Here is an 885-nt window from a genome sequence, read left to right as displayed (position 1 = left end):
TGGAGCTGTAAAGTACCATATTCCGTGCGAAGTTCGCGAGAATAAAAACCGTTGCGGCTATTACCAGAAGACCAGCCGTTGGAACTATGTTTCTCATATCCTAGAAAACTAGAAAGTTCAACCTTAAGCAACTGGTTGATGGCATCTTCAAGTTCTTGACGAAAGACATCTTCAACAGATTGTTTTTCTACTAGCGCTTGCATGAGTTTTGTGTTAAGATTTGACATTAGGGAACCTCATTTCTTTAGTGTCTTTGTTAGCACTTAACACTATACAGGAATGAGGTTCCTTTTCCTATGGGCCTCTTAGAGTTTACACATAAAATTTTATACTATCGTGTGATATGTTTTTCTTTTCAAATTTAAAATTATAACTATCTTTATCAAATTGAGTCCCATCCATTGTCCTATCAGCATAACTTGCCTTACCAGTACTGGCATCAAAAGAAAATTCATACAGTGTATTTTTATTAGGCGTAATTCCGATAATTCCGGTTAAGCTATCTCGGTTATAAGCCGAATGAATGGTATGTCCATCTCCATCTGTATAATCTCCCGATTTACTTTTCGTTTTGATTATTCTAACATATCCGGCCTTATCACCTTCTGTAATATCATATAATTGATCACGGCGATTATGACTGCCAAACAGTATGCTGGTATTCATCCGAGTTCCCAGTTTTGTAAAAGCAGAAGTTTCTCTTTCAAATAAAATAGTGCCAGCAATGTTCCCACCACCATATGCAACGCTCTCAGGCCCTTTCAGTATTGTAATTTTATTAAAAGATTCAGGAAATGCATATGCTGTAGTGGGATCCATCCGACTAGGGCATCCTCCTAAAAGATATCCTCCGTTAATGAGAATATTTAAACGTGTCCCCCCCCC

At 37.7% G+C, this 885-nt stretch carries 2 protein-coding genes; both read right to left on the bottom strand.

Going from position 1 to position 885, the window contains the following annotated elements:
• Window positions 1-227: transposase (locus AB840_RS15405; RefSeq protein WP_048514316.1), on the bottom strand; the 227-nt coding region annotated here is incomplete at its 3' end.
• An 85-nt stretch (window positions 228-312) separates the two neighbouring features.
• On the bottom strand, window positions 313-885 hold a 573-nt coding region (locus AB840_RS15400; RefSeq protein WP_152669426.1), incomplete at its 5' end, for a TonB-dependent receptor plug domain-containing protein.

This window comes from Megasphaera cerevisiae DSM 20462, assembly GCF_001045675.1.
In the GTDB taxonomy this organism is placed as follows: domain Bacteria; phylum Bacillota; class Negativicutes; order Veillonellales; family Megasphaeraceae; genus Megasphaera; species Megasphaera cerevisiae.
Note: the sequence above shows the minus strand (reverse complement) of the source record. Positions and strands in the feature narration are given on the sequence as shown.